Below are 22,538 nucleotides of genomic sequence, written 5' to 3' on the forward strand. Positions count from 1 at the left end.
TGATTGACCGCGTTCCGTTGGCCGCAAGGCTGCCGCTGAAGCCGCCTCTACAATGCAGCCTCTTGTATTCGTCGATGACAAGGTTTTCCGTTGTCGAACGGTCCCAACTGTCGTGAATACGACAATGCCGCGCCCTCCGGGTGCGGAGGACACGGCATTATCAATGACGGAGGCTGCTCAGCCGACGATGTCGACAGCACCGAGGGTCTTCTTGCCTCGGCGCAGGAGGACGACTCCTCCAGCTTCTGTCGAGAGCACATCCGCAGAAGACAGGGTCTGCTCCTGGTCGGCGACCTTGACGTTGTTGACGTACGCTCCCCCGTCCTTGATGGCACGGCGAGCCTCACCCTTGGACTTGACGATGCCGGCAGCGACGAACGCATCAGCAACCGGCAGGCCTTCGGCCAGCTGGGTCGTCGACACCTCACCCCGCGGCAGCTCGGAAGTTGCCGCACCCAGCGTCGACGAATCAAGGCCGGTGAGCTCTCCCCCGCCGAAGAGGGCGGAGGCCGCGGCGATGGCCTGTTCGTAAGCCTGGCGTCCGTGGACCAAGGTGGTGACATCCTCGGCGAGGGCCTTCTGCGCTACACGGGTATGCGGGGCAGCAGTGAACTCGGCTTCGATGGCGTCGATCTCGTCGAGCGGGCGCAGCGAGAACACCTTGAGGTATTTCACCACGTCGCGGTCGTCGGCGTTGAGCCAGAACTGACTGAAGGCGTACGGGCTGGTCAGCGACGAGTCGAGCCACACGGTGCCGGATTCGGTCTTGCCGAACTTCGTTCCGTCGGCCTTCGTGATCAGCGGGGTGGCCAGGGCGTGAACGGACTTCTGCTCGACGCGGCGGATGAGGTCGACGCCCGAGGTGAGGTTGCCCCACTGGTCGGAGCCGCCGGTCTGCAGGGAGCAGCCGTAGCGGCGGTTGAGTTCGAGGTAGTCGTTGCCCTGGAGGATCTGGTACGAGAACTCGGTGAAGGAGATGCCGGCTTCGCTGTTGAGGCGCGCGGAGACGGATTCCTTCGCGAGCATCCGGTTGACCGGGAAGTGCTTGCCGATGTCACGGAGGAAGTCGATGGCCGACAGCTGGGAGGTCCAGTCGAGGTTGTTGACGATCTGCGCGGCGTTGGGGCCGTCGAAGTCGAGGAACTTCTCGACCTGGGCGCGGATCTTCGCCACCCATTCTTCGACGACCTCACGCGGGTTGAGCGTCCGCTCCCCCGACATGCGCGGGTCGCCGATGAGACCGGTGGCGCCGCCGACGAGGGCCAGCGGGTTGTGTCCGGCCTGCTGGAGGCGGGCGGCGGTGAGCAGCTGGACGAGGTTGCCCATGTGCAGGCTCGGGGCCGTCGGATCGAAACCGACATAATAGGTCAGCGACTCCTCGGCCAGGGCTTTCTGCAGGGCGGTCTCGTCTGTGGAAACTGCGACGAGCCCGCGGGCCTTGAGTTCGCTGAAGATGTCGGTCACTTCGGTCCTTTCGAATCTTTGGTCTGTGCCGGCGCGGAGCCGACGGGGTCAATTCTACGTGTTTGCCGAGGCGGCACTTCCCTTGCCTGCCATCTGAGCAACAGCGACGGACTGAACAACTCACGGTTCGCCATCTCGTCCTCGGCGCAGGAGCACTATCCCTGCACCCGCGCCGTGGCCAAGGCCGTTCATGCGTCCGAGCAGAACCTTGCGGGAATCGTTTGGCACTCTCGACAAGCTGAGATCAGCCACCAGCCAGACGCCGAAGTCCTTGTCCTGTTCGCCGACCGATTGGCCAAAGGCCGTGATGGGCTGGTTCCCACACAGTCGCTGACGGCGGTCGGTTCGATCGGCGAAGGAGCCGGACGCATCGTATTGGACGAGCTGCTCGAGGATCTCGGCGTCACCGTGGTCTCACCGCTCAGCTGAGGCCAGCTCCCCCTCATCGGCGTATAGAGGAGCGATTCCTCAACCGGACCAGTCACACGCTGCGAGCCGACCCCGCGAACTCACGTAGACGCGTGACCTCGGCCTTCGCGTTGGCGATCTGCTGATCGACGGCCGATCGTGCCGTGCCGCCCTTGGCGTTGCGCGAGTCGATCGACCCGAGCGTCGTGAGAACCTCGCGCACAGCAGGCGTCAAGTGCGGTGAGATCCCCGCAAAGTCCTCATCGCTCAGGTCCCACAGCTCGACGTCCCGCGACTCTGCCAACTGCACGCATGCGCCGGAGAGCTCATGGGCGACACGGAACGGCACACCTTCACGGACGAGCCATTCGGCGATGTCCGTGGCCAGGGCGAATCCGCGCGGAGCCAGGTACGCCATGCGCTCGGTGTCGAACTTCAGGGTCGCTACCATCCCAGTGAATGCCGGCAGCAGCAGCTCGAGAGTGTCAGTGGCGTCGAAGACCGGTTCCTTGTCCTCCTGCAGATCCCGGTTGTACGCCAGTGGCAGCGCCTTGAGCGTCGACAGCAGACCGGTGAGGTCACCGATGAGACGACCGGACTTGCCGCGAGTGAGCTCGGCGACGTCGGGGTTCTTCTTCTGCGGCATGATCGACGACCCCGTCGAGTACGCATCGTGGAGGGTGACGAACGAGAATTCCTTCGTCGCCCACGCGATGACCTCCTCGGACAGACGGGAGAGGTCGATGCCGATCATCGTCGTGATGAACAGGTACTCGGCGAAGACATCGCGCGAGGAGGTGCCGTCGATGGAGTTCTCCACCGAATCGTTGAATCCGAGGTCCGCGGCCACAGCCTGCGGGTCGAGGCCCAACGACGACCCGGCCAGAGCACCCGAACCATAAGCCGAGACACCGGCCCGGGCATCGAAATCGACGAAGCGAGCGACATCGCGCAGCAGCGGCCACGCGTGGGCAAGCAGATGGTGGGCCAACAGAACCGGCTGAGCGTGCTGAAGGTGCGTGCGTCCGGGCATCGGCGCCTCGGGATGCTCTTCCGCCTGAGCGATGAGCACCTCGACGGTGTCGAGGACGAGACCGGCGACCTCACGAGCATGGTCACGCAGGTACATCCGACCCATCGTCGCGATCTGATCGTTGCGGGACCGGCCAGCACGCAGCTTCCCGCCGAGCTCGGACCCGGCGATCTCGATGAGTCCGCGCTCGAGCGACGAGTGGACGTCCTCATCGGACTCGGCGGCGACGTATTCGCCGGCTTCAACGCGACGCAGCAGCTCGTCGAGCGCCGAGTGCATTCCGGACAGCTCGTCATCGGAGAGCAGTCCCGCGTGGTGGAGGACCTTCGCGTGGGCCTTGGACCCGGCGATGTCGTACTTCGCCAGGCGCCAGTCGAAGTCCGTGGACTTGCTCAGCGCGGCCAGCGCATCGGCCGGACCGTCGGAGAATCGTCCGCCCCACAGGCTCAGTCGTTCGCTCACAGATCGTCCTTTCCCACCAGCACGGATGCGCCGGCCCGTTCATTGAAATGAAGAAACTCAGTTGTCATTGTTCCAGTTTTCCCTCGCCGAGGCGGCCGTCCGTCCCGTGGATTCCCACCGAGGCAGCGCGCCCGGCTCCAGGGCACGCCGACAGAAGCTCACCCCTCGGCCAGCCCACCGGCCGCATATTCGAGGAAGGTCTCGGCCACGGCTGCTCCCCCGACCGCGGCATCGGCGATGACGAGCACGGTGTCGTCGCCGGCGAGCGTGCCGAAGATGCCGACCATCGACGACCGGTCGATCGCTGAGGCCAGGTACTGTGCGGCCCCGGGCGGGGTGCGCAGCACGACAGTATTGTCCTGGGAGACTGCGGAGACGAGCAGCTCTTCAAGAATGCGCGGCAGCTTCGCGTCGAGGCTCTCCCCCGTCGACTGCTGCAGGGAACGGTCCCCACCTTCACCGGGAACGGCGTACACGGATCCCGCTGTGGATCGAATCTTCACGGCCCCCACCTCGGCGAGGTCGCGCGACAGGGTTGCCTGGGTGACGGTGATGCCCTGCGTCGCGAGCGCCTCGGCGAGTTCGATCTGGGACCGCACGGACTGGCGGGTGATGAGATCGATGATCTTCTGCTGTCGGGCGGTCTTCGTCAGCGGTGCACTGTTATTCGCCTCGGCCATCATCGCTCCAGGAGGAAGGTCATGAGTGCCTTCTGCGCGTGGAGGCGGTTCTCGGCCTCGTCGAAGACCACCGAGGCGGGGCCGTCGATGACCTCGGCCGTGACCTCTTTGCCGCGGTAGGCGGGCAGGCAGTGGAGGAAGATCGCGTCGTTGCTCAAGCTCATGAGTTCCTGGTTGACCTGGAACTTCGTGAACGGAGAGGCCTCGTCATCGCGTCCGGCAGAGTCCTGACCCATGGACACCCAGGTGTCGGTGACGAGGACGTCGGCGCCGGTCGCGGCGGCAACGGGGTCGTCGGTGACGGTGAGCGACCCCCCGGTCTGGGCCGCGAGGGCTTCGGCTTCGGCGACGATCGCTGCGGCGGGCTGGTAGTCAGCGGGGGCGGCGATGCGCACGTGCATTCCGGCGGTGACTCCGCCGAGGGCGTAGGAGTTCGCCATGTTGTTCGCCCCGTCGCCGTAGTACGTCATGGTCTGGCCCTTCACGTCGCCGCGGTGTTCGCGGATGGTGAGCAGATCAGCCAGGATCTGGCAGGGGTGGAAGTCATCGGACAGGGAGTTGATGACGGGCACAGAGGAGTGCTCGGCCATCTCTTCGAGGCCAGCCTGGGCGTAGGTGCGCCAGATGATCGTCGAGACCATCCGGGACATCACCTGGGCGGTGTCGGCGATGGATTCCTTGTGCCCGAGCTGCGCTTCACCGGGGTTGATGATGAGCGGCTGTCCGCTGAGCGCGGCGATGCCGGCGGCGAACGAGACGCGGGTCCGAGTCGAGGTCTTGTCGAAGATGACCGCGGCGGTCTGCGGGCCGGCCAGCGGGGTCCGCGAGTAGGGGGCGGCCTTGAGTTCGACGGCGAGGTCGAGGACCTCGGCCTGCTCGGCCGGACTGAGGTCCGTGTCCTTGAGGAAGTGGCGTGTCATAGCGTGTCCTTCGAAAGTCTGGTTAGGTGATGCCGGCGCCGAGGCGGTCCCCCGTTCCGTGCGAACCCTGGCTTGTCATCGGCGCTGGGCTCGTCAGCGCTGAGTTTGCGGCTCAGCCGGCGATGAGGCCGGGTAGGGCCTCGATGAACGGGGTGAGCTCGTCGGTGGTGATGGTCAGCGGCGGGGCGAGGCGCAGGCGTCCCGGGGCGACAGGGTTGATGATGAACCCGGCCTCAAGTGCGCGGGCGGCCACGGCCTTCGAGTCCGGGACCTGGCCGTCAGCGGCTCCATCCGCACCGTCAGCTGCGGCGCCAGCACCGGCTGTCAGTTCGAGCCCGAGCAGCAGTCCCTTGCCGGTGATCTCTCCGATGCCGTCGACCTTTGCCAGCTGCCCCTTGAGCCAGTCGCTGGTCTCGGACACGTGGTCGAGGAGGTTGTCCTTCTCGATGGTCTCGAGCACGGCGAGTCCGGCAGCACACGACAGAGGGTTGCCGCCGAAGGTCGTGCCGTGCTGACCGGCTTCGAGCAGCTTCGTGTTCGCATCCCCGACGGTGATGGTCGCACCGATCGGCATTCCGCCGCCGAGTCCCTTCGCCGAGGTGATGATGTCTGGAGTGACGCCCTCACCGATCTCGGGATCCTGGTGAGCGAACCACGAGCCGGTGCGGCCGATGCCCGACTGCACCTCGTCGAGGACCATGAGCGCCCCGACCTTCTGCGTCAGTTCTCGCACCGCGGTGAGGTAGCCGGCCGGATGCGTTCGCACGCCGACCTCTCCTTGGACGGGTTCGATGAACACAGCCGCGGTGTTCTCATTGATGGCTGCTTCGAGCGCTTCGACATCCCCGTAGGGGACGTGGACGACTCCGGGAACGCCGGGAGCGAAGGGCTCACGGTAGGCGGCCTTCGCCGTCAGTGCGAGGGCGCCCATGGTGCGGCCGTGGAAGGCCCCTTCGACGGCGATGATGAAGGGCCGTCCCCCGCCGGCGGCGCGGCGGGCCATCTTGAAGGCCGCCTCGTTGGCTTCGGTTCCCGAGTTCGAGAAGAACACGGCGGACCCGGCGGGCAGGTCGAGGATCTCGTGGAGTTTCTCTGCCAGGCCGATCTGGGCCGGAGATGTGAAGAAGTTCGAGATGTGGCCGAGTGTCGAGGCCTGCTCGGTGATGGCGCTGACCCATGCGGGGTGACAGTGGCCGAGGGCGTTGACGGCGATGCCGGCGAGCAGGTCGAGGTACTTCTTGCCCGCCGAATCCCACACATAGGAGCCTTCACCGCGGACGATGTCGAGCTGCGGGGACCCGAACACCGGGGACAGGACACGGGAGAAATCGTCGCGCCACGTCTGGGCCTGGTCACAAGCCTGCGCAGCCGAATCCTGCGTACCCGTCTGATCACTCATGAACGTCCTCCGTTGCTGTCGTTGCTAGCGTTCAAACCATCCGTCGGGGCCGCCTCGGCGGGGTTCGCCTGGTGCCCGTCGCCCAGCGGTGCGGGTTCGACGATGGTGTCTTCGACCATGGTGCCGATACCCTCCGAGGTGAAGACCTCGAGGAGGAGGGAATGCGCCATCCGGCCGTCGATGATGTGGGCCTGCTTGACCCCATGCTCGATCGCCTCGAGTGCGGCGGTCATCTTAGGGATCATCCCCGAATCGAGCGACGGCAGGAGTTCGCGCAGCTTGTCCGGGTCGATGCGGGAGATGAGCGAGGACGTGTCCGGCCAGTTCGCGTAGAGGCCGGGCACATCGGTGAGCATGATGAGTTTGTGGGCCTTGAGTGCCTTCGCCACCGCCGAGGCGGCCAAGTCCGCATTGATGTTGAGCGGCTTTCCGGCTTCTCCCCCGATCTCCGAGGCGATGGAGCAGATGACGGGCACCCGTCCGGCGTCGAGGAGTTCGGTCAGCACGGTGGTGTTGACCTGGGCGATTTCGCCCACCCGGCCGAGGTCGATGACTTCGCCGTCCACCTCGGCGGTGGTTTTGTTGGCGAGAAGAAGGTCCGCGTCTTCACCGGACAGTCCGATCGCGGCGTCACCGTTCTGGTTGATCCGGGACACGATGTCGCGGTTGACCTGGCCGGACAGGACCATGCGGATGACTTCGGCGGCTTCCTCGGTGGTCACGCGCTGCCCGGCCTTGAACTCGGACTCGATGCCCAAGCGTTTCAGCATGGCCGAGATCTGGGGGCCGCCGCCGTGGACGACGACGGGGCGGATGCCGGCGAAGCGGAGGAACGCGATGTCATCGGCGAACGACTGCTGCAGCTCCGGGGAGACCATGGCGTTGCCACCGTATTTGATGACGATCGTGGCACCGGCGAAGGTCTTGATCCAGGGCAGCGCCTCGGTGAGCGCTTCGGCCTTGACCTGGGCGGCGGCGAGCCGTGCGGCCGTGGATTTCGTGGACATGTCGACGGGGCTGTTCATGAGGAGTAGGCGCTGTTCTCTTCGACGTAGTCGTGGGTGAGGTCCGAGGTCCACACGGTGGCGGTGTCGTCGCCTGCGTGGAGGTCGATGGTGACGTCGACGGTGCGGTCGAACGTCACGTTCGCGGGGTCTTCGTCGGGGCCGGAGGCCGTGCACACCTGGACGCCGTTGATGATGACGTCGATCTGGGTGGGATCGAATTCCGCCGAGGTGGTTCCCACCTGAGCGACGACGCGCCCCCAGTTCGGGTCCTCCCCGAAGATCGCGGCCTTGAACAGGGCCGACCTGGCCACGGAGCGGGAGACGTCGACGGCGTCTTGCTCGCTGGCGGCACCTTTGGTGGTGATGGCGATGTCGTGGTGGGCGCCTTCGGCGTCGACGTGGAGTTGGTGCATGAGGTCGAGGCAGAGTTCGCGCAGCAGGGCGGTGAACTCGTCGGCGTCGACGTCTGCATCGTGGGCGCCGGACGACATGAGGATGACGGTGTCATTCGTCGACATGCACCCGTCGGTGTCAAGGCGGTCGAAGGACTGGCTCGTCGAAGCACGCAAGGCCTGGTCGAGAGTCGCTTGGTCGAGTTTCGCGTCGGTGGTGATGACGACGAGCATCGTGGCCAGCCCCGGTGCGAGCATGCCGGCGCCTTTGCCCATGCCTCCGATCGTGTAGCCGCTGGCCCCGGTGCGGCTGGCGGTCTTCGCGACGGTGTCGGTGGTCATGATCGCTTCGGCGGCGGACTGTCCGGCTTCGACGCTGGTATCGGCGGCGGCGACGAGTGGTGCGAGGTTGTTCACGATGGAGTCGCGGAAGTCCTGGCCGCCGACGCCGATGAGTCCGGTCGAGCATACGAGCACGTCCTCGGCCACGGTGGAGGTGCCGGCGTCGGTGAGGAGTTCGGCAGTGGTCTGCGCGGTCAGGGTGGTGGTCTCGTAGCCGAAGTCGCCGGTGTAGCAGTTCGCTCCCCCGGAGTTGAGGACGACGGCGCGTGCCTGCCCGTTGGCCGAGGCCTTCTGAGACCACAGGACGGGGTTGGCCTTACAGCGGTTGGAGGTGTAGACGGCGGCGACGGCAGTGTCGGGTCCGTTGTTGACCACGAGTGAGAGGTCTTTGGTGCCGGAGGGTTTGAGCCCGGCGGTGAGTCCGGAGGCGGTGAAGCCGAGTGGGGCGGTGACGCTCATGGGGCGACTCCTTCGAGGGGAAGGGCGGTGGTCTCGTCGAGACCGAGGGCCAAGTGGATGGATTGGATGGCTTGTCCGGCCGTGCCGCGGACCAGGTTGTCGAGTGCCACGACAACGAGGATCTTCTCCGCGCGTTCGTCGACGGTGAACTGGATCTGCGCGATGTTCGACCCGGGCGTGGCTGCGGTCTGCGGCCACTGGCCGTCGGGAAGGACACGGACGAAGGGTTCGGCGGCGTAGGCCTGGTCGAAGGCAGAAGCGAGCTGCTCCTTGAGCACCGCTGTGTCGAGAAGTCCCTCGGCGGTGCGCGGTGCGGCTTCACCTGCGTCGGCAGTAATAGTCGCGAGGATCCCGCGGGCCATGGGCACGAGGGTCGGGGTGAAGGAGATGCGGGTGGGGCCGTCGGCGGCGTCGGCGCCGAGGACTCCGTTGAGGTTCTGTTCGATCTCGGGCACGTGCCGGTGGGTGCCGCCGGTTCCGTACGGCGAGGCGTTGCCGAGGATTTCGGCGGCGGTGAGGTGCGGTTTGAGCGCCTTGCCTGCTCCGGAGACGCCGTTAGCAAGAACAGCATTGAGCCCGGCGGGAGCGGCGAGGCCAGCCTGGATGAGTGGCGCGAGGCCAAGCGTCACGGCGGTCACATTGCAGCCGGGAACGGCAATACGAGTCGCGGCCTTGAGAGCTTCACGCTGCTTGGCGCCGTTGGCGGTGAGGAGTTCGGGCAACCCGTACGTCCAGGTGCCCTGGTGTGCGGAGCCGTAGAACTTCTCCCACGCCGCCGCGCTGATGAGGCGGTGGTCTGCGGCGAGGTCGACGATGAGGGTGTCCGGGCTCGTGGATTCGAGTTCGGCGGCGATCTGTCCGGACTGGCCGTGCGGGAGCGCGAGGATGACGACATCGTGGCCGGCGAGCACCTCGGCGGTGGACTCCTGGACCACGAGGTCAGAGAATCGGGGAAGATGGGGTTGATGTCGGCCGAGCTTCTCGCCCGCGGTGGAATGTCCGCACACCGTGGTGACGTTCAAGTGGGGGTGAGTGCTCAGCAGCCGGAGGACCTCTCCCCCGGCGTATCCGGTGGCACCGGAGACGGCAACCGTAAGATCGTTCATATGTATAACCATACCAGGCAATTAATTTATATGCAGGAGGCGTCATGACCCAGGCAGTTCGTGCAATGCAGGCCGGTGGACCCGAGGTCCTTGAGTTCGGCGAGATCGAAACTCCGAAGCCGGGCCCTGGTGAGGTGCTCGTCAACGTCGAGGCCGCAGGCGTGAATTTCATCGACACGTACCGCCGTTCGGGCGTCTACCCGATGGAGTACCCGCACGTCGTCGGCGTCGAGGGCACCGGATATATCGCCGAGGTGGGCGAAGGCATTGAGAGCTGGCAAGTCGGTGACCGTGTGGCCTGGCACGAGGGCCCGGGTTCGTATGCGACGCAGGTCGTCGTGAAGGGCGATTTCCTTCTGCGTGTGCCGGAGGGCGTGTCCGCCGAGGTGGCTGCGGCGATGCCGCTGCAGGGACTGACGGCGCAGTACCTGGCGACGAGCTCGCACGAGATCAAGCCGGGACAGACGGCACTTGTGCATGCTGGTGCCGGCGGCGTCGGTCTGCTGCTCACGCAGATCATCAAGCACCTGGGCGGCAATGTCATTTCAACGGTGAGCACCGAGGAGAAGGCGGAGCTGGCGCGAAAGGCCGGCGCCGATGACGTGTTCCTCTACGGTGAGGGCGTCGACATCACGGCGAAGGTCAAGGAGCTCACCGACGGCGAAGGTGTCGATGTCGCCTATGACGGTGTCGGAAAGACGACGTTTGATGCATCGCTGGCGTCGATCAAGCCGTTGGGATCGATGGTGCTCTTCGGCGGGGCCTCGGGTCAGGTGCCGCCGTTCGACATCCAGCGATTGAACTCTTCGGGGGGAATCTTCCTGTCCCGTCCGTCTCTGGCGTGGTTCGTGCGCAGCTCGGAGGAGCTGGCGAAACGTTCGGCGATGCTCTTCAACGGCATCGAACACGGCTGGCTCAACTTCCGCGTCGGCGCCACGTTTGCTCTGGCTGATGCCGCGGATGCACATCGGGCACTTGAGGGCCGCAAGACGACCGGCAAAGTTGTGCTGACGGCCTGAGTAACGAACCGGAAACAACAGTCTCAACACGCTTCAAACTACGGTAATCCCTTCAAAACTGGTTGTAATCTACTTACCGTGACAGATGAAATTTTGGAGTAGCGCTTCAGGCGCGAAGGAGTTCAGTCTGATGCACTACGAGATTGCGCATGCGCTTCCGGAGGAGAGCAAGCTAGATCAATTCGTCGACCGCAAGAGCCACGAGGAAGACCCTAAGTACCCGGCGCTAACCGACTATCAGTCGAAGTACTTTGCACATGAGTTGCAACGTAGCCATGCGAGCGACCATGTCGGCAAGCTTGCCGGTCTTCTGTTCGACGCACAGGTTGAGCCGAAGCCTCACCAGATCGACGCGGCGCTGTTCGCTTTGCAAACCCCGTTCCTACCAGGCGTGATCCTGGCAGATGAGGTCGGCCTCGGAAAGACAATCGAGGCCGGCATCGTCATCTCGCAATACTGGGCCGAGCGTAAGCGCCGCATCTTGATCATTGCGCCGTCGAGCCTGCGTCAGCAGTGGAAGCAGGAATTATACGAGAAGTTCCTTATCCCATCCACGATCCTAGACGCCAAGTCGAAGGGCTCGTTGCTCGCGAAGGCGGGCTCCCGTACCCCTGAAGCACTCATCTGCTCTTACGAGTTCGTCCTCCGCCACGAGACCTCACTGCTGAAGTCATGGGATCTGGTGGTGGCGGACGAGGCTCACCGCCTTCGCAGCTACTGGAACGGTAAGGCGAAAGTGGCCGAGTCTGTCTCACACGTGGCCCGGAGCGCTCACAAGACGGTGTTGCTCACAGCGACGCCACTGCAGAACAAACTCGAGGAACTATACGGGCTCGTCTCGATCTTCGACCCCGACTACTTCTACTCACTTGATGCGTTTCGTGAGCGATATATCAAGAATCGCGACCTGACGGGCGACGACGACCTGGTCGAGCGTGTGGCAGTGATCTCCAAGCGCACGCTCCGCAAGGACGCCAACAAGTACATCCAATTCACAAAGCGCATGCCTTTGACGGTGGAGTTCACACCGTCGCCCGCTGAAGCACGCCTGTACGACCTAGTCAACGACTATCTACAGCGCGACGAGCTGTTCGCGTTCGCAGGTTCACAGCGCCACCTCTCGGCGCTCATCATTCGCAAGCGGCTAGGTTCGTCGACGTATGCGGTTGCGAGCACGTTGGAGAATATTGCCAATCGCTTAGCGGACGAGGTGGCCGCCGGCAAGCTCCGTGATAACCGCGGCGGATTGTTCTTGGCCGACTTCGAAGCTGGCGATGAACTCGAGGCTGAGATTGCAGAGGAAGCCGAGGAGGTCTCGAACCAGACCTCAAGCGCGCAGCTCGATAGCGAAACGCTAAAACGCATGCGCGCCGAGGTAGATGAGCTCCGCGAATACGCGGAACTTGCTCGTTCGATCATCGTCAACCAGAAGGCGGTCAAGCTGAACGAGGCCCTCGATTTGGGCTTCGAGCGCCTCCGTGAGCTAGGTGCCGCCGAGAAGGCTATTATCTTCACCGACTCGACCAAGACGCAGGAGTACATCGCCCGCACCCTGGCCGACGCCGGCCGTGACGAGGGCGTCGTCTTGTTCAACGGTTCGAATACCTCTCCCGAGCAAACGGCAATCTATCAATCCTGGTTGGCGGCCAATAAGGACGGCGACCTAATTACCGGCATCCCCGCAGTCGACCGCCGCAAGGCCCTCGTTGAATACTTCCGCGACCAGGGCACGATCATGATCGCGACCGAGGCAGCGGCTGAGGGCATCAACCTTCAGTTCTGTTCGATGCTCGTCAACTACGATCTGCCGTGGAACCCGCAGCGTGTCGAGCAACGCATCGGCCGCGTCCACCGGTTCGGCCAAAAGCACAACGTTGTCGTTGTGAACTTCAGCAACAAGGGCAACGTTGCCGAGCAGCGCATCCTGGAGCTGTTGACGAACAAGTTCCAACTGTTTTCGAGCGTGTTCGGCGCCTCTGACGAGGTGCTCGGAGCGGTGGAGGACGGCCTAGACTTCGAGAAGCGAATCAGCGATATTCTCACCCACTGCAAGACAGCAGGCGAGATCGAAGCAGCGTTCAAACACCTCGAGGATCAGTTCGCGGGCGAGATCTCAAAGGAAATGGCCAGCGCTAAGGCCAAGGTCTTCGACCACCTCGATCCGCACGTGCAGGATCGTCTCAAGGCGTACGACGAACAGTCGGGCGAGGTTCTCAACAAGTTTGAGCGTCTCCTGCTTGCGATCACACAACACGAACTGCGAGATGTCGCAACGTTCGAGGGTGACGGTCGCACGTTCGTGCTAAACCAGACTCCGACCAAGGACGCGCCAATAGGCCACTACTTCTTCAAGTCAAAGCCGCTCCCGAACGCACACCAGTATCGCTACGCGAGTCCGCTAGCACAGCACGTAACAAAAACCGCAAAGGCACACGGGACGCCCGAGCGCGAGCTGACGTTCTCGCTCGCCCAGTCGAAGCGCGCAAGTAATGCGGTCAAGGCACTCGAAGGCATGAGCGGTGACCTCACGGTCAACCTGCTGACCTTTACGATGCAGGCCCGCGACGAAGACATTTCCGAATCATACATGCTCGCCGGTGGCATGACGGACGACGGCCAGTATCTGGATGAGGAATACGTCGCAGACATCCTTGACCTCGCCTGCCTCAAAATTAGTGAACAACCGGCCACGGTCGACGTCACCAAGATCGAACCGCGGCTCGAAGCGCGGCTCGATGAGCTGGAGAAAGAGGTCCAGGGACGCAACTCTCGCCACTACGACCAGCAGGAGGAGTTGCTGTACCGCCACCAGCAGGATCGCAAGGCTGAACACGAAGGCAAAATCCGCGAGTACCGCACCAAGGAGAAAGCAGCTCGCAAAGCAGCGAAACAGGCGGATGACCCGATGGAGCAGCTCAAACTCAAGCGCGAGGCACGCAAGTGGGAGCGCAGGGCAGACGAAGCCGACGACGGTTTCCGCGATGCACGCCGCAAATTGCGGGCCGAGATCGACGAGAAACTCGACATGATCGAACAGTCCCTAAAAGGTACGCAGAACCGCGAGCACCTGTTCGCGATCCGTTGGCGCATCGTCGCATAGCCTCCTACATTCACACAACGTTTTCGAATTGTTAAGCAAGGGAAGAGTGAAACTTATGAGCGAAGAAGTCCACCAAACACCATCTTCAACCCCGAACTTCCAGACTGAGCTCGCGGCCCAGCTCGCCGAGCTAATGCCCGAGGTCATTGCCGACGGCAAGGTGGACGTGGAAAAGCTCAAGGAGCTGCTGGACAGTAACGCAGCCGATACCAGTGAGCGGTTCGGGCTGTTCTGGCCCGGCAAGAAGCGCGCCCTGCGTGCGGCTCAAGAGCCGACGACAGCAACGTTGCGACCGGATTTCGAGAACTCGAAAGATTGGGATTTCACAAAGAACGTGTTCATCGAGGGGGATAACCTCGAGGTGCTAAAAATCCTGCAGAAACACTACCACGCCAAGATCAAGATGATCTACATCGATCCGCCATATAACACCGGCAAGGACTTCGTCTACCCGGACAATTACAAAGAGGGGCTTGATACTTATCTCGAGTGGACGCGTCAGGTCAACAAAGAGGGAAAAAGGCTCTCGACCAATGCTGACACCGAAGGACGCTACCATTCCAATTGGCTCAACATGATGTATCCACGGCTGAAGCTCGCACGCAACCTCCTGAGCCAAGACGGCGTAATATTCCTCTCCATTGATGACCACGAATATGACAACCTCAAGAAACTTTGTGATGAGATTTTTGGCGAATCCAATTTTCTGAACACTTTCGTCTGGGTTAGCAACCTGAAGGGCCGTCAGATCGCTGCCAGCGGTGCGGCGGGCACCAAGGAGTACGTCCTTTGTTATGCTCGCCGAGCTGATGACGCGGGCGAATTCATTGGCTCAGGCGCAAAACTCAAGACGCTGATGCCTTCCATATATAAAGGCTTTAAATACAAAGTTGAGCACGACGAGCATGGAGCCTATGTCCTCAAGAACGAACTCCACAACACCAACTCTGTATTTAATGAAGTGACTCGCCCTAACCTAGTTTTCGACATTTACTACAATTCATCAACGGGCGATGTCAAAACTGCCGATGTATCCAATGAACACGTTTACGACGGATACATCAAGATCGCCCCAAAAAAGAACAATAACGGCACGAACAAATTTCATGCCTTTCGCTGGAGTCGGCGCAAAGTCGAATCAGAATCACATGACCTCTCATTCACACAGGGGGCCTCAGGCTGGAAAGTCCATACGAAAGTCCGAGATGTCGATGGAGCGACGGTCAAAGACCTCATCATGGACATCACTACCAACGAGGGATCGGCAGATATAAAGGCAATAGGTCTCGATCCCAAGTGGTTCGAATACCCAAAGCCGGTGAACCTTGTGAAGCTTCTCATCGACATGGCTTCAGATGAAGAGTCAATCATTCTCGACTTTTTTGCCGGGTCAGGTACGACTGCACACGCTGTGATGTCACTCAACGCGGAGGACGGCGGCAATCGGACTTTCGTTCAAGTCCAGCTTCCGGAACCGCTTCTTGAAGGTCAGCCGGCTCGACGAGCGGGTCATCATTCGATTGCCGACATTTCGGTGTCTCGAATTCGGGCCGCTAGCGCCCATATCCAGAAAGCGTCAAGCAATCGCTTGCCCGATGACAACGACCCCGACTTTGGAGTACGCGCCTACCGACTCGCGAAAACCAACTTTGCGGCGTCGAAGCATTCTAGCGAGATTGATCCGAATCAACTGGAGCAACATCTTCTCAACTTGCGCGATAGCAGTATTGCGGACGATGCAACGGCGGACGATCTCCTTGTTGAGATTCTCCTCAAACAAGGCTACTCGCTGACTGAACGGATAGTTCCAATCAACGTGGCCGGCCTCAACCTTCGTTCGGTGGGTGACGGCATCGTGTTGGCCTATCTGAACAAGCAAGTCAAGCCAACGCTCGAACAGTTGCGCGCCCTCGTGCACGAAGACCCTGCTCGTCTGATCGTCCTTGAGGATACATTTCAGGGCGACGACCAGCTCAAGACCAACTTGGCTCAGCTCTGCAAGAGCTACGGCATCGAACTATGGACGGCCTGATCATGAGATCCAGCACAACGAAAAGCGAGTTCAAGTTCGACGCCAGCCAGCCCTACCAACTGGACGCGATCAACTCCGTCGTCGACCTGTTTGACGGTCAGCCAAAGGACGCCGAGAAACTTGAAACGACGCTTCGCGGCCAGGTAGCCGCTGTCGACTCAAACGACATCACGACGTTTGACCTCGATCTCACGCAGGAGGTCGGCGCAGTTGGCAACCGCCTTGTGCTCGACCGCGAAACGATACTCGCGAACCTGCGGCGGGTGCAGGACAAGAACGGCCTCGAGGTTGCTGCGAAGCTCTTTGATCAATCCGCGCTCAACTTCGACATCGAGATGGAAACGGGCACGGGCAAGACGTACGTATATCTCCGCACAATCTTCGAGCTGGCCACGCGGTATAGTTTCACCAAATTTGTCATTCTCGTCCCGAGTGTGGCGATCCGTGAGGGAGTGAACACTAGTATCCGGCTAATGCGTTCGCATTTTGAAGAGCTGTACAAGAAACGTGGCATTACGTTCGATTCGTCAGTTTACAGCGGTAAGGCTGCGGACGAGGTCCGCGGTTTCGCGACATCGACCAACGTACAGATCATGGTCATGACCATAGATTCCATCCGCGGCAACGCCAATACTCGAATCATGCACCAGGCACGTAACCAGCTAGGTGGTCTGCGGCCAGTGGACTATTTGAAAGCAACGCATCCCGTCGTCATCATGGACGAGCCGCAGAATATGGAGTCCCTCCTCTCTCAGTCCGCATTGAGTGAACTCGATCCGGTGTTCACGTTGCGTTACAGCGCGACGCACAAGAAGCTCCGCAACGTCGTCTATCGACTCGATCCCGTCGACGCGCACGACCTCGGGCTGGTGAAACAGATCGTGGTGGCCGATGTGCAGCAACAGGGTGCGGACGCGACACCGTACATCAAGCTGGTTGAGGTCAAAAATGACAAGGGGTGGGTTGCCCGGCTGGAACTATCCTGCCGCAAGGCGGACGGTACGCTTGAGCGCCGCGTGGTAAACGTCAAGCAGAACCAGGAGCTGTCAGATCCCCGTCTGTCCGACAACGCGAGTTACGACGGCTGGCGCGTCAACGAGATGAGCATAGAACCCGCTTACGTCGACCTCACACTCCATGGCTACATGTACCAGGGCGAGAGCATCGGCGGCTCCTCGGGGGCGGTCTACAAGGAGATGATCCGAGAGACAATCAAGGAGCACCTCCGAAAGGCGACGCAGCTACGCGCCAGGGGTATAAAGGTGCTCAGTCTGTTCTTCATCGATAAAGTCGAGAGCTTCCTCGGTGATGGCTCGAATAACAACGATGCGAATGGTCAGTTCGTGAAGTGGTTCGACGAGCTGTATTTAGAGGAGCGCTCCAAGTCGTCGCAGTGGCAGGAACTGCTGCCACAGGATCCGGCCGCGCTGCGCCGCGGCTATTTCTCTGTCCTCAAAGGCAAAAAAGGAGCAGCCGACAAGTTCCACGACACGTCCGGCACCACCAAGGCTGACGATGACGCCTATGAGCTGATTATGCAGGACAAGGAGCGTCTACTTGACGCGAACGAACCGACACAGTTCGTCTTCAGCCACTCTGCCTTACGAGAGGGCTGGGACAACCCGAACGTCTTCCAGATCTGTACCCTGCGCGAAATGGGCGCCGAGACAGAACGCCGCCAGACACTCGGTCGTGGCTTGCGCCTGCCAGTCGCGAGGAGCGAAGGCGGCTACGAGCGTGTAGCGGATCGTGGCATAGCTACGCTGACTGTGGTCGCGAACGAGTCGTACACGCAGTTCGCCGACGCGCTCCAGAAAGAGTACAAGGACGCAGGCGTCGAGATCGGCCGCGTACGCAAGGCGGAGTTCTCAAAGATCCCACTACAAAACCCCGATGGGTCGCTCACCGATGAGAGGCTCGGTTACACAACATCTGTGTCAATCTGGGAGCATCTGCTCGCTCAAAGATTCATCGACAAGGACGGCGTTGTGCAACCGAAGTTCCAACCGAACACGGTTGGCTTCAGCCTCAATATGCCCGCCGATTTCGTTTGGACAGAGCCCTTTGTAATCGAATTGATAAGTCGCGCCAACATCGGCAAGTACATCAAAAACAAAAGAAAACGCTACCCTAGGACGCTTAACAAGGAACTGTTCGCTAATCCGGAATTCGAGATTTTCTGGGAGACTATCAGCCGACGCACTACGTACCGCGTCGAGTTGGAACGCGACAAGATCATTGAGAACTCGGTTAAGGCGATCAAGGAAGCACCGAATATCGATCCACTGCGAATCCAGGTCACACGCGCGGGAGTGAAGGTGCTTCGCGGTGGCACGAAGGGCCAGGAGCTTGGCTCGCGCCAGCAGGAGCTTCGCGGTAGCTACGATCTTCCGGACATTATCCAAGAGCTGCAGGAAGCCACTTCCCTGACCCGAAAGACAATCGTCGACATCCTCGTCGGCAGTGGCCGACTGGACGAGTTCATTGCAAATCCCAACGACTTCATCAGCATGGCAAAGCGCCTCGTTCAGACCGAGCTCGCCAAACGCGTCGTTGACGGTGTGCAGTATGAGAGGATCGCAGGCTCTGTCTATGAGCTGCGTGAACTCCAAAAGGATGGTGCGGAAGAAAAGGAACGTTTTCTTGACCAGATGTACAAACTCGAAAACGCAGAGAAGTCGAACTTCGACTACATCGTGTACGACTCCGATCCCGAACGGCAGTTTGCCGAACTACTCGACGGCCGCGAGGACATCAAGTTCTTTATGAAGCTGCCTGACAAGTTTAAGATCGACACTCCGGTCGGGCCATATAACCCAGACTGGGCAATCGTAAAACACGAGAGCGGCGAAGAGCATGTCTACATGATCCGAGAGACAAAAAGTACCCTTGATGTTTCAAAACTCAGACCTACAGAACTAGCAAAGACGATCGCAGCCAAACGACACTTCAAAGCCATTGGAATCGACAACTATCAGTTATCTGCCCCTGACGATTGGAACCTGCAGTGAGAATACATAATGTCCAAATTCGAAACTTTCGCACCCTTGCCGATGTCTCAATAAATTTTGATTCGGTAACCACTTTCATAGGTCCTAACGGCAGCGGAAAGTCGACAGTCCTTCACGCTCTCGACTGGTTTTTCAATGGAAAGCCTGGCGACATGAGTGAAGAAGACTGTTCTTTCGGAGCGACAGACAGGGATATCGAGGTCCAAGTTACATTCTCTGACCTAACACAACTAGACCGCGCCGAACTCGGAAAGTACGCACCAGATTCAGTTGAGACCTTCACTGCATGGAAGAGACGAACGCCAACGGGAGACGAAACACTTTCGGCTAACGCAAAAGGATTCCCAGAATTCAATGAAATAAAGAAGGCCACTACGGCAAAATTAAAAAAGGAGCTTTACTCCCACCTCAGGAACGAGCGGAAAGACTTGGACTTGCCGCTAGCCAACACTGCCACCTCAATCGACCAGGCTATAACAACTTGGGAATCCGAACATAATGATCAACTTTCCAACTTGCCCGAAGAACTTCAGACAAACTTTTTTGGCTTCAACAGTGGCGGAAAAATGAGTGGGCTTTTCGACTTTGTCCTTGTCACCGCCGATCTTCGGGCTAGCGAAGAATCACTCGACGCGAAAGCCAGCATACTCGGACGCATTCTGGAACGTACAATCGATCGTTCTGCTGCCGATGATGAGATTGCACAAATCATAGATGAGAGCCGCAAAAAGCAACAAGCAGTTTATAACGCTAAGTTCAATTCAGAACTTCTGGAATTAACGCAGCATTTGAATGACACCGTCGCGAAATACTCGCCGGGCAGGGAGATAAACGTCAACCCTTCCGAAATCGAACTCAAATCACCCAAGACTACTTTTGACGTGACGGTGAAGGACGGCGATACGTCTACGGCTGTCGAACGTCAGGGACATGGGTTCCAACGAACAATGCTGATATCGGCCCTTCAAGTTCTTGCAGAATCTGGAACCGCATCAGAACAAGGTGTCATTTGCCTAGCAATTGAAGAGCCCGAATTGTACCAGCACCCCATTCAGGCGCAAGGATTTGCAAAAGTATTGCGTGCATTGGCTGAAGATTCTGAGAACAATATCCAGGTTACCTACGCGACTCACAGCCCTTACTTTGTTGAGGCTCGACACTTCGATCAGGTTCGCCGGCTAACGCGAACTGCAGAAGAACACCCACGCGTAACCATTCACCATTCTACCGTCGCGAATATCAGAAACACACTGGATGGTTTCATGAAGCCCGAGGCAGTGGATCGACAAATAGATTCCATCCTAGCCAACCAATTGTCCCTAGCGCTCTTTTCGCAACGCGTACTTCTCGTAGAAGGCACTACCGAACTTGCCGTCTTTTACGGCATCGGAGATCGTGAAGCCGTAGCTTTTCTCGAAGCAGCCGGAGTATCCATTGTGGCGACTGGCGGGAAGACGAACATTCCAGTCCTCCACTCGATACTCAGCGCACTGGGCATCCCAACCTACACGCTATTCGATGGCGACGGAGGCTTCGAAACACGCGCTCGCGCCAAAGGCAAGAGTGATGAGAAAATTGCCAGTGAACGAAATAACCACGTAGCCGCAAATAAAACGCTACTGAAATATTTCGATCTTCAAGTCACCGATTTTCCACCTGCTCAGATCCATGACCGCGTAGCAGTATTTGACGATCATCTAGAATCGTATATGGCCGCCTATTGGCCCGATTGGGTCACTTCTTGCGAAGCAGTCGAGGCCGAAATGGGTATATCACTCTCAAAAAATCAATCCGCTTACCGACTGGCCACGTTAAATGCCAAAGGCCCTATACCCGAGATGTTAAAAGCCATTATCGAGCACGCTAAATCGATCGAATTCATTAGATGAATAATTTCACCCGCGATCGCCATAGCAGACATTCGGCTTACGGATATTATACCGTGGCGCGCCCACCGAAGCCGTTATCATAGTATTACCTGAGTTGCTTCACTTTAGTGTCCCGGTCCTGGCCCGAAAGTCTCGACGTTTTCGATCAACTTCGCGGCCGATGGCGGAAGCTCGGGTGGGAACACGAGCTCGTGACCATCGATCTCGCCCACGAACTCACGCAGCGGCCGCAGCGTGGTCACGATCTTCTTCAAGGACATCCCCGTGGCTTCCTGCATGAACCTCGATACGGCCAACGCCGTGAACACAACCGTCAGGTGCGCCTCGATCGCGTCACGAGTGCGATGGAAGATCGGGCGGGCTCGAAGGTCGGTCTTCGACATCCGAAATGACTGCTCGACATGCCACAGGTCATGATAAGAACCAACGACGTCGTTGGCCGACATCACGTTCGCGGCGATGTTCGTGACGTAGCCTTTCCAGCCGGCCAACCCGACGGCCTTGTCATAACCAGCCTCATCGAAGACCTTAGTCGACCCCTTGGCTTTGACGAACCGTGCTGCTTTCGGTTTCGATTCCCCATCGATGATGCGCATCGCGCGGTTGCGTTGCAGATTCAGCGTCTCCCGGTCCCTCACGGCTCGTTTCCGCCTGTATTGCCACACTGCCCGCCAAGCGTGCGGATGATCGACAGGTGACCATACAGGTTCGGCACGAGTCAGCGTCCGGTTCTTGTTCAACGCCACATCGGCTCGTGGGGTCAGGGTATCGATGAGCTGCCCGTCGTCGGTGTTCGTGCCGTTCCAGGTGAAGAAGGTCGCCAGATCATTCGGTGCCTTCGTCTGCCGTGAGCCCACGATGAATCTCAGCCCTGCGTCATCGATGGCCTTCAGGTTCGCAGCTGAGAGCATTCCAGCATCAGCCACGATGACCATATCGGTAACCCCGTGACGGTCCTGGAATCCCTTGACGATCGGGATCATCGTGAACGTCTCTGCCAGGGGGCACCTCCCACTTGTGGGGGATTGCCTTCGAAACAGCCGATCTCTAACGGAAACCCGGTCCGATCGACGAGGAGGCCGACAACGATCTGCAGGTCGACTCGACGTTCTTTGGAATAGCCGACGTTGCGCAGTTCGTCTTCTTTCTCTGCCTCAAAATAGAGAGTCGTCACGTCGTAGAGAATCAAAGAGATCCCTGTCGTCGCGACCGAATAGTCGAAGCACTTCTGCGCGATGGTTTCTCGGTACGCATCAGCATTGACTCGCTGCAGGCACCGGGTGAACGTGCTGCGATGTTTGGTATCGGCCCCGAGCTCGTCAAGGACTCGAATGCTGTCGGACTTCGATGTGGGTTCGACGATGCGAGCGAGGACGAGCTGGAAGAAGGCTTCGTCATCAACGACGTGGAAGCCGAGCCTGTCGTAGGCAGTGCGGATCGTATCGATAAGCAGACGCGATGCCGATCCCTTCACACGTCGACGCGAACCAGCAGAGACCTTATTTCCGGTGTCGAGGTCCAAAGACAGTTGTCCGGTGGACTCGTTGATTTTCTCGCGGCCGGCTTCTTCGAGAGCTGCTAACTGTGCCGGGGTGTGCGCGGAGCCGAGGTGTTCAATAACGGTGAGTTTGCCGTGGCGTTTCGTCACGATTTGGACCGCGGTTGCCCCGGATGCGGTCGCGACTTTCCTCAGTCGCAGGCTCATACACTCATTCTACGGACCGTTTAGTGTCCCGATTTCGCGCATATCAGCACTCTCACCAGCACCGACGCCGAATCAAACCCCAAAATCAGGCCAAGTGAAGCAAGTCAGGT

The 22,538-nt window shown here is 60.0% G+C and carries 14 protein-coding genes and 1 pseudogene; 6 read left to right on the forward strand and 9 right to left on the reverse strand.

Features of this window, described 5'->3' with window-relative positions:
- Window positions 1-177: 177 nt before the first annotated feature.
- The gene (tyrS, locus tag GUY30_RS10405; protein WP_167197075.1) at window positions 178-1,464 is read right to left on the reverse strand and encodes a tyrosine--tRNA ligase; all 1,287 of its coding nucleotides are present in this window, start codon (window positions 1,462-1,464) and stop codon (window positions 178-180) included.
- 174 nt (window positions 1,465-1,638) lie between these two features.
- On the opposite strand from tyrS, the gene GUY30_RS10410 reads away from it, so the two are divergent.
- On the forward strand, window positions 1,639-1,893 hold the full coding sequence (locus tag GUY30_RS10410; RefSeq protein ID WP_167197078.1) for a hypothetical protein: 255 nt from the start codon (window positions 1,639-1,641) through the stop codon (window positions 1,891-1,893).
- Window positions 1,894-1,945: 52 nt separating this feature from the next.
- Here GUY30_RS10410 and argH read toward each other — a convergent pair whose 3' ends face one another.
- The 7 genes from argH to argC form a co-directional block, all read right to left on the reverse strand.
- A complete protein-coding gene (gene argH, locus GUY30_RS10415) occupies window positions 1,946-3,367 on the reverse strand; it encodes an argininosuccinate lyase (RefSeq protein WP_167197081.1) in 1,422 nt (473 codons plus the stop codon).
- Between the two features lie 158 nt (window positions 3,368-3,525).
- Window positions 3,526-4,047: an arginine repressor gene (locus tag GUY30_RS10420; RefSeq protein ID WP_167197083.1), complete on the reverse strand. Its 522-nt coding sequence runs from the start codon at window positions 4,045-4,047 to the stop codon at window positions 3,526-3,528.
- Window positions 4,047-4,967 carry an ornithine carbamoyltransferase gene (gene argF, locus GUY30_RS10425; protein ID WP_167197086.1) on the reverse strand — a complete coding sequence of 307 codons (921 nt, stop codon included), beginning with the start codon at window positions 4,965-4,967 and terminating at the stop codon, window positions 4,047-4,049. Before argF ends, GUY30_RS10420 begins: the two co-directional genes overlap by 1 nt.
- Before the next feature lie 112 nt (window positions 4,968-5,079).
- A complete protein-coding gene (locus tag GUY30_RS10430) occupies window positions 5,080-6,366 on the reverse strand; it encodes an acetylornithine transaminase (RefSeq protein WP_167197089.1) in 1,287 nt (428 codons plus the stop codon).
- Window positions 6,363-7,391 carry an acetylglutamate kinase gene (gene argB, locus GUY30_RS10435; protein ID WP_228281236.1) on the reverse strand — a complete coding sequence of 343 codons (1,029 nt, stop codon included), beginning with the start codon at window positions 7,389-7,391 and terminating at the stop codon, window positions 6,363-6,365. Before argB ends, GUY30_RS10430 begins: the two co-directional genes overlap by 4 nt.
- Window positions 7,388-8,566: a bifunctional glutamate N-acetyltransferase/amino-acid acetyltransferase ArgJ gene (gene argJ / locus GUY30_RS10440; RefSeq protein ID WP_167197092.1), complete on the reverse strand. Its 1,179-nt coding sequence runs from the start codon at window positions 8,564-8,566 to the stop codon at window positions 7,388-7,390. The genes argB and argJ overlap by 4 nt, the downstream gene beginning before the upstream one ends.
- Complete coding sequence (gene argC / locus GUY30_RS10445; RefSeq protein ID WP_228281237.1) at window positions 8,563-9,672, reverse strand: N-acetyl-gamma-glutamyl-phosphate reductase; 1,110 nt, start codon at window positions 9,670-9,672, stop codon at window positions 8,563-8,565. The genes argJ and argC overlap by 4 nt, the downstream gene beginning before the upstream one ends.
- A gap of 44 nt (window positions 9,673-9,716) precedes the next feature.
- Here argC and GUY30_RS10450 point away from each other — a divergent pair, with 44 nt between their 5' ends.
- From GUY30_RS10450 to GUY30_RS10470, 5 genes are all read left to right on the forward strand, one after another.
- The gene (locus GUY30_RS10450) at window positions 9,717-10,691 is read left to right on the forward strand and encodes a quinone oxidoreductase family protein (RefSeq protein WP_167197098.1); all 975 of its coding nucleotides are present in this window, start codon (window positions 9,717-9,719) and stop codon (window positions 10,689-10,691) included.
- 130 nt (window positions 10,692-10,821) lie between these two features.
- Window positions 10,822-13,791, forward strand: a complete 2,970-nt coding sequence (locus GUY30_RS10455) for an SNF2-related protein (protein ID WP_228281240.1) — start codon at window positions 10,822-10,824, stop codon at window positions 13,789-13,791.
- Window positions 13,792-13,846: 55 nt separating this feature from the next.
- Window positions 13,847-15,823, forward strand: a complete 1,977-nt coding sequence (locus GUY30_RS10460) for a site-specific DNA-methyltransferase (RefSeq protein WP_167197101.1) — start codon at window positions 13,847-13,849, stop codon at window positions 15,821-15,823.
- A 2-nt stretch (window positions 15,824-15,825) separates the two neighbouring features.
- Complete coding sequence (locus GUY30_RS10465; RefSeq protein WP_167200908.1) at window positions 15,826-18,834, forward strand: restriction endonuclease; 3,009 nt, start codon at window positions 15,826-15,828, stop codon at window positions 18,832-18,834.
- The gene (locus GUY30_RS10470; protein WP_167197104.1) at window positions 18,831-20,723 is read left to right on the forward strand and encodes an ATP-dependent nuclease; all 1,893 of its coding nucleotides are present in this window, start codon (window positions 18,831-18,833) and stop codon (window positions 20,721-20,723) included. The genes GUY30_RS10465 and GUY30_RS10470 overlap by 4 nt, the downstream gene beginning before the upstream one ends.
- Window positions 20,724-20,827: 104 nt before the next feature.
- Here GUY30_RS10470 and GUY30_RS10475 read toward each other — a convergent pair.
- Window positions 20,828-22,428, reverse strand: a pseudogene (locus tag GUY30_RS10475) (IS1634 family transposase).
- Window positions 22,429-22,538 lie beyond the last annotated feature (110 nt).

Origin of the sequence: Brevibacterium pigmentatum, from assembly GCF_011617465.1 — a bacterium.
Classification (GTDB): domain Bacteria; phylum Actinomycetota; class Actinomycetes; order Actinomycetales; family Brevibacteriaceae; genus Brevibacterium; species Brevibacterium pigmentatum.

Bases quoted from the DNA above. Each gene is read 5' to 3' on its own strand.
- GUY30_RS10420 (WP_167197083.1), bottom strand. From the start codon at position 4,047: ATGGCCGAGGCGAATAACAGTGCACCGCTGACGAAGACCGCCCGACAG.
- argF (WP_167197086.1), bottom strand. From the start codon at position 4,967: ATGACACGCCACTTCCTCAAGGACACGGACCTCAGTCCGGCCGAGCAG.
- GUY30_RS10430 (WP_167197089.1), bottom strand. From the start codon at position 6,366: ATGAGTGATCAGACGGGTACGCAGGATTCGGCTGCGCAGGCTTGTGAC.
- argB (WP_228281236.1), bottom strand. From the start codon at position 7,391: ATGAACAGCCCCGTCGACATGTCCACGAAATCCACGGCCGCACGGCTC.
- argJ (WP_167197092.1), bottom strand. From the start codon at position 8,566: ATGAGCGTCACCGCCCCACTCGGCTTCACCGCCTCCGGACTCACCGCC.
- argC (WP_228281237.1), bottom strand. From the start codon at position 9,672: ATGAACGATCTTACGGTTGCCGTCTCCGGTGCCACCGGATACGCCGGG.
- GUY30_RS10450 (WP_167197098.1), top strand. From the start codon at position 9,717: ATGACCCAGGCAGTTCGTGCAATGCAGGCCGGTGGACCCGAGGTCCTT.
- GUY30_RS10455 (WP_228281240.1), top strand. From the start codon at position 10,822: ATGCACTACGAGATTGCGCATGCGCTTCCGGAGGAGAGCAAGCTAGAT.
- GUY30_RS10460 (WP_167197101.1), top strand. From the start codon at position 13,847: ATGAGCGAAGAAGTCCACCAAACACCATCTTCAACCCCGAACTTCCAG.
- GUY30_RS10465 (WP_167200908.1), top strand. From the start codon at position 15,826: ATGAGATCCAGCACAACGAAAAGCGAGTTCAAGTTCGACGCCAGCCAG.